Source organism: Dysgonomonas sp. HGC4 (genome assembly GCF_001261715.1).
Classification (GTDB): Bacteria; Bacteroidota; Bacteroidia; order Bacteroidales; family Dysgonomonadaceae; genus Dysgonomonas_A.
Map to the genome: position 1 here is coordinate 1 of NZ_CVRU01000003.1, position 7,111 is coordinate 7,111.

At 37.1% G+C, this 7,111-nt stretch carries 4 protein-coding genes; 1 reads left to right on the top strand and 3 read right to left on the bottom strand.

Features of this window, described 5'->3' with window-relative positions; all coding sequences use genetic code 11:
• Nucleotides 1-35: 35 nt before the first annotated feature.
• Complete coding sequence (locus tag HGC4_RS00175) at nucleotides 36-1,421, bottom strand: hypothetical protein (protein WP_050708095.1); 1,386 nt, start codon at nucleotides 1,419-1,421, stop codon at nucleotides 36-38.
• Nucleotides 1,422-1,808: 387 nt separating this feature from the next.
• Here HGC4_RS00175 and HGC4_RS00180 point away from each other — a divergent pair, with 387 nt between their 5' ends.
• Nucleotides 1,809-3,485 carry a putative transporter gene (locus tag HGC4_RS00180; RefSeq protein WP_050708096.1) on the top strand — a complete coding sequence of 559 codons (1,677 nt, stop codon included), beginning with the start codon at nucleotides 1,809-1,811 and terminating at the stop codon, nucleotides 3,483-3,485.
• A 56-nt stretch (nucleotides 3,486-3,541) separates the two neighbouring features.
• Here the strand turns inward: HGC4_RS00180 and HGC4_RS00185 are convergent, their stop codons facing one another.
• Together HGC4_RS00185 and HGC4_RS00190 are read right to left on the bottom strand one after the other, a co-directional pair.
• Nucleotides 3,542-3,958, bottom strand: a complete 417-nt coding sequence (locus HGC4_RS00185; protein WP_050708097.1) for a PaaI family thioesterase — start codon at nucleotides 3,956-3,958, stop codon at nucleotides 3,542-3,544.
• A 361-nt stretch (nucleotides 3,959-4,319) separates the two neighbouring features.
• Nucleotides 4,320-6,665: a GH92 family glycosyl hydrolase gene (locus HGC4_RS00190; protein WP_050708098.1), complete on the bottom strand. Its 2,346-nt coding sequence runs from the start codon at nucleotides 6,663-6,665 to the stop codon at nucleotides 4,320-4,322.
• Nucleotides 6,666-7,111: the final 446 nt, after the last annotated feature.

Here is a 7,111-nt window from a genome sequence, read left to right on the forward strand (position 1 = left end):
GAAGCCTTTTTTATATTTATAATAACTCTTTATTATTAGAATATAGCATACGATAACCCAAACTGAAAGCTTGTTGCAGGATAGCTGTCATGTGTATTACCATTATAGTCCCCACTATATACACGATAACTAACATCACATCGCCCAAATAAACGCAATTGGGGTGATAAGAAATAATAACCTGTTGCAGAAAGCGTAGTATTACTTGTAACCCAATCTTTTCTATTTTCTACAAAACCATTATAATCTGATGACATTCTTTCCCAAAATAAAAGCTGAGAAATCCCTCCAGATACATATGTACGCGTATTAGGATAATAGCCCAATGTATAGTTTATATTTACGTTAGTTCTATACAAATTATTATCATAATCTCTTCTCTTGTATATTCCCGATGATAGCCCCGCATTAAAAGAACTTTGTAATGTCAAAGTTAAAGGTTTCTCATATTTATAATCAACATACAGCGATGCACCATAGTAAGAATCAATATACTTATACTTTCCTCTTCCTGTAAAAAGTCCTGGCACTATACTATACACTTGTCTTTCTTCACTGAATGAATATTCGGGAGCAATACCCCCTTTAATATAAGAGCCGGCTTCGCGTCTATCGCGATCTCCGTATACCCACTTGTCGTATATAGTAGTAAAATACAATGCCGAATTTGCCTTATCTACAAAATCATTAGCTACAAGGAACGAATCAACCGTAGAAATCTCATCTATCAATTGTATCCGGTAATCATAATAACGTTGGTTCTTCACCAAAGTAATCTGCTCTGTTAAAGCATTTACTTCATCATTACTCAAAACTCTTTTCAATAGATTCTTTTTCTGTAATTCCTGTAATATAAACATGGCTTGACGAGCGTCTCCCACATCCTCTATACGCCCTTTACCTATTCCTAATTTCAATAATATGTTTGATGACAAATTATTGTTCTTCCTATAATATGGGGCTATCATACTTGTATCGTTGAAGTTATAATAATAATGATCCTCTTCTTCCTTATTATAACGATACCCAACAGAGATTTTTGGAGATATTTCGAGGAATGTTTTCTCTTTTAAAAATTGAAAAGCTTCTCTTGTAAAAGAAAATCCGGTGGACGCATTACGACTATTACCTGATTCTCTGCTTGCTGAACCTGCTCCTCCCGAAAATGAACCAAAAGTATGTGCCTGCTCCTTCTCTGAGTTGCTAACTAAATCGTACCTCAACCCTATATCTCCACTTAGGGAATTGTTTTTAGAATCTGACATTTTGTAAAAATTACCTGCTGAATTGAGATTAAAATCTAATTCTTTTCTTTTAAAATCGGGATTTATATAACTGTCGAGTTTGAAGTCTGCTTCTTGTGCAAAACAAATAAAAACGGAGGATATAAATATCCCCAAGATAGAGAGTGATTTCTTCATAGTTTAAAAGATTTGTTAAGGATTATTCCGCGTCAAAAGTAAGTAAAATTAGCTCAATATAGTATGTACAAAGGAATACAGGAAACGAATAGATTTGAGGATAGTATTTTCAAGAGGCAATATTATGCAATAAAGAAAATAATTGCACATTTTCAATTTAACACTATTAATCCTCAATAAAACCTTAATAAATAATATTTTCATAAAAAAACCTCTCCAAACAAAAGATTCATTTACATATTGCTAAAATCCGGATAATAGTAATACCTTTGTCCTCCGAACATTAGAGGTCTAAGACCTCTTTGTTTGTTATATGAATTCTATAAACTCAAAATGCTTATAGATAAAGAATATAACAATAAATATTTATAGTACTTAGATATAGACATGGATTGGTTATTAGATGCCATTTTTAAGCCGTCGATGATACAGACGGTAATCTTGATTTCCGTAATTTCGGCTATCGGACTACAACTCGGAAAACTCAAAATATTCAATATTTCATTGGGTATTACCTTCGTCTTCTTTACGGGTATAATCATAGGTCACTTCGGACTCGATGTGAATCGCGACATGCTATATTTCGCTCAAAACTTTGGGCTTATTATATTTGTATATTCTTTAGGAATACAGGTAGGACCGGGATTCTTCCCTTCCCTCAAAAAAGGAGGGCTTCGCCTCAATATGCTATCCATGGCAGTTGTACTTCTGGGTATAGCACTCACCTTTCTTATTTATTTCACCACCGATATATCTATGCCCAATATGATGGGTATTCTATCGGGAGCAGTCACCAACACTCCTGCATTGGGAGCTGCACAACAAACCTTGAGACAAATTTCTCCAAACTCTTCCAAAGAATTGGCAGATATGGCTTTGGCATGTGCCGTTGCTTATCCATTAGGTGTAGTAGGCGTTATTCTAGCTATTGCATTTATGCGTAAATGTCTTGTACCGCAAGATGCGACCTCTAACAACAAAGAGAAAAAAGACAAAAGCACATATGTAGGCGAATTTATGGTAACTAATCCTGCAATTATAGGACGTACTATAAAGGATATCATGAAGTTATCGCCTCGTAAATTCATCATATCACGTATTTGGAGAGATGGTAAAGTAACCATTCCGGCTTCTGATTCAACTCTAGAACTGAATGATCATGTGCTGATTATCTCCATAAAATCGGATGTAGAATTGGTTGAGGTTCTATTCGGAGAACAAGAAGAGGTGGACTGGAACAAAGAGGATATCGACTGGAATCACATAGACAACAGCCATTTAGTATCTCGCAGAATTATAGTAACACGCAGCAAAGTAAATGGTGTGAAGCTTGGAGCTCTCCGCCTACGTAATCTATATGGAATAAACATTACTCGTATCGATCGTGCAGGTATCGACCTACTCGCATCGCCTGACTTGGCTCTGCAAATAGGTGACAAACTAACTATTGTAGGCGAAAAAGCAGCTGTTGACAATGTTGCCAAACTATTGGGTAATGAACTTGAAAGGCTTAAAAATCCTAATCTTATAGCCATCTTTATAGGTATTACACTTGGCTTATTACTTGGAGCCATACCTTTTCCTATACCGGGAATAAGTGTTCCTATAAAATTGGGTATTGCAGGCGGTCCTATTATTGTAGGGATATTGATGGGAGCTTTCGGCCCTCGTTTTCGCATTACTACATACACAACACAGAGTGCCAACTTAATGCTCCGCCAATTGGGTATAGTTGTATATCTGGCTTGTTTGGGCTTAGATTCGGGTGGACAATTCTTCGATACTCTTATGAATGGCGAAGGTTTGCTTTGGATAGCAATAGGCTTTGGTCTAACCGTAATTCCTGTACTTATTGTAGGAACAATAGCCGTAAAAGCTTTGAAGTTCGATTATGCAAAAACCATCGGGATGCTTTGCGGAAGCATGGCAAACCCAATGGCTCTGAATTATGCAAATACAACTGTTGAGGGTGATGAGCCTGCCGTAGCATACGCAACTGTATATCCCGTTACTATGTTCTTTCGGATTATCTCGACTCAGTTGATTCTCTTATTTTTTATGTAAGGATTATCAGCTTATGATCCATAAACTATCATAGCCAAGTTAAAAAGTCTACGACCTTACTTTTTGTTTTTAGCAACAAAGTTGGTGACTGATACCGTAGAGATCAATCGATTATTTGTTAAAGAAATTATATCTACTACCCAAACGTGTGTAGACCGTCCAATATGTATAGGTTTTGCAATAGCTTTTACCGTTTCTCCTTGTTGAGCTGAAGATATATGATTGGCACTTATTTGGATTCCGTAGCACGATTCATCTTCAGTGCACATCAAGTTCGAAGCCACTCCAGCTGCTGTTTCAGCTAAAGCAATAGTAGCTCCACCATGTAATACTCCCATTGTCTGACTATTAAATTTACCGACAGGCATAGTCATTTCCAAAGTCGGTTCATCTGTTTCGATAAACTCCATTTTTAGAGTTTCCATCATCGTATCTTTGATGCGTTCGCGAATGTTATTTGTATCTAATCTCATATAGGTATATTTTACACGAAAATAACGATTTAAAGCGTACAATTGTTTTCTACAAACGCTTTTTTCACCAACAACAGCTCTAAGTTACACTCCCTTTGTTTATTGAGGAGAGTAAATAGTATATCAATATATTCTATTGTAAGGAATATAAAGCTCTATATCTGTTATTTGTTTAAATTAAGTTGTTCATTGTTTAGAATATCATTCCTAATCATGCGATTTGTTCTAATATCGCAATCTACAATATTAGCTGAGAGATTTACAATCTTATCCGATAGAGGTAGCTCTCGAACAAAAGAGCCTCACAATCGAATGGATTGTGAGGCTCTTATATATCTTGCAAAATTTGCTGTAGGAGTATTTATTTTTTAGGTTCTGCTCCCATTTGCAGTTTTAACAATCCACCTTTTACCAATGTAGCATAAGGCAGTCTTAAACTGTTATCCTCTTTGCCATTAAGTGTAGCACTTTGGATATAGATATTTTGCTTCGAATTATTTATAGTTTCAATTACAAACTCTCCTTTGCGAATATTCTCAGGCAGTTTTATAGTTACCTTATCAAATAACGGACTTCCGATCTGGAATGCAGGATCGGGCGAAGTAAGACCTTTTACATCGAACAAGCCGATAGAAGACATTACGTACCATGCACCCAATTGTCCTTGGTCTTCATCCTGTCCGTATCCATATCCGTGAATACCTTCTACACCATAAAATTCGTCACAAATAGCGCGAACCCATTTTTGAGTAAGGTCGGGACGTCCAGCAAAATTAAACAACCACGAAATGTGTAAGTTAGGCTGATTACCATGATTATACAAACCTTTTAAGCCTGCAAATGCATCGATATTAGTACCTCCTCCAAATATATCTTTCTGAGAGATGGTGAATATACTATCCAATCGATTGTTGAACTCGTCTTTACCCAAAGTTTCTACCAATTCCTCAGCATCGTGAGGTACATAGAATGTATATTGCCATGCATTGCCTTCCTGAAAACCAACCCAAGGGGCAGTTGGGTCGAAGTCTTTGATAAACTCGCCTTTCTCATTCTTAGGTCTCATGAATTTTACGGATGGATCATATACTTCTTTCCAACCTTTCGACAATTTCATCAACTGCTCGTAGTCGTCCGTTTTACCCATAGCTTTCGCAAACTGAGCCACTGCATAGGCACTGAACGAATATTCGAGTGTATGAGATGTTCCGAATGGCGAACCCTCTGTTGTAAGCTCCTCTTGTCCTGGTTTACTCACCATATAAGGTGCATAGCCACGTTTTACGAATGCACCAACGTCCATCTTACCAGCTCCTGCAATACGACCTTCGTATTCGAGTTCGTTTTTGCGTGCAGCCTGATAAGCTAGTTCTGCATCAAAATCGCGGATGCCTATGTTATAAGCAGCAGCAATTGCAAGACCTGTAAAGTTAGTACCTACACCCGATACATATTTGCTTGTGGCAATACCATCGCCCAACCAACCTGCATCTTTGTATACCAATAATTGGCTTTGCACCCAATCAGCATAATACTCAGGATAAGCCAATGCCCATAGTTGAGTCAGATTCCAATATCCGCCCCAAATAGCATCGGTATTATAATGATTGTGTTTTGGTTTCCCATCAGCATTTAATTCAATCTGCCCTACCGAACCGTCATTTTTAGGATAAGCACCATTTACGTCATTAGCCAATCCACGACCTAGAAGGGCATGATACAGACCTGTATAGAATTTTATTTTATCTTCTTCGTTAGTAGTTTCCACTACAATACGCCCTAAGTAATCGTTCCAAGTACCCAATGCTTTTTCTTTTGCCTGATCGAAAGTAAGGTCTTTTGCCTCAGCTTCAAGATTCAAACGGGCATTGTCAATAGAAGTATAAGATAAACCTACTTTTATGGTAATGGCTTCGTTTGCTTCGGTTTCGTATGTAAGATACATTCCAGCACCAATTCCTTTAACCTCTTTCTGATCGGCAGTATAAGTACTGTCGATAAACGTTCCGTAACTAGCAGGAGCTTTATCGGAAATGGCTGAAAAATACATGGTAACAACTGCATCTTCCTGATATTTCTTCACATACTCGGGTTTTGTAGTCACATAACCCTCAATACGTCCATCATCAGTTAACTTTACCTGAGCATCTACTACTGCCCCACTCTCTCCCTGACGGTGACCAATGTCAAAAATAACATTAGATTCTTTCGATTCAGGAAATGTATATTTATGAAAACCAACTCTTTGGGTTGCCGTAAGTTCAGCCTTTACATTGTAGTCTTTCAGTAAAACTGAGTAATATCCTGAGGTTGCAAACTCGTCCTTACGATCGAAACGCGAACGGTAACCTCCATCGGGGTTCTCAAGAATACCCGGTTGAGTCTGTAATTTACCTACTGAAGGTGCAAATACTACTCCACCGATCTGGAATTCATGGAAATTGGCAAATCCCTCTATTGATGTATGACGTTCGTCATAACCAACAGCTTCCCATCCCCATTTATTACCATAATGTCCATCGGTCGATGGTGCCAATTTTGCCATACCAAAAGGCAGCGATGCCGGTGTATAGAAAAACCAACGACTATGTGCCGTACCAATATTAGGTTTCACATACTGCGTGAGATCTGGTTGATCTTTTTTCTCCACACCACACCCCGACAAAGCCAGACATGCTATAGAGAAGGCAACTAAAAGTTTTCTCATAATTTTATATGTATTTGTATTAGTCAAGGTCTCAGACCTATCTGTTATCTTGGCAAGTATTTAGCACAACCGTCATTTAGATCTGAAGAGTATGTACGTAGACTTACTGTTATTTAATATTAGCGTTTGAGTAACAAATATACATAAAATAGAATAAACTGATAAATAGTCGTAAATAGGATAGAAATACGGTAGAAATAGAAAAACGAAAGGAATTGTCATCCCGACAACTCCTTTCTCCACTTATCTGTCAAATTGTAAAACCAATTCAATTCTGATTTAGAAAATCTTAAATTCTTTTATTTTATTACCCACACCAATAAACTAAATCAAACGAAAAGACTACTTCTAACAATTTTCGATTAGCTAATAACAACCAACATAATAATCATAACCTAAAAACAATCACAACTACATAAAAAAGATCAAACACAAACTCATATAGA

What these genes read in the sequence shown, in the direction of transcription:
- HGC4_RS00190 (WP_050708098.1), bottom strand. Translation starts at nt 6,665, where the DNA reads ATGAGAAAACTTTTAGTTGCCTTCTCTATAGCATGTCTGGCTTTGTCG.
- HGC4_RS00180 (WP_050708096.1), top strand. Translation starts at nt 1,809, where the DNA reads ATGGATTGGTTATTAGATGCCATTTTTAAGCCGTCGATGATACAGACG.
- HGC4_RS00175 (WP_050708095.1), bottom strand. Translation starts at nt 1,421, where the DNA reads ATGAAGAAATCACTCTCTATCTTGGGGATATTTATATCCTCCGTTTTT.
- HGC4_RS00185 (WP_050708097.1), bottom strand. Translation starts at nt 3,958, where the DNA reads ATGAGATTAGATACAAATAACATTCGCGAACGCATCAAAGATACGATG.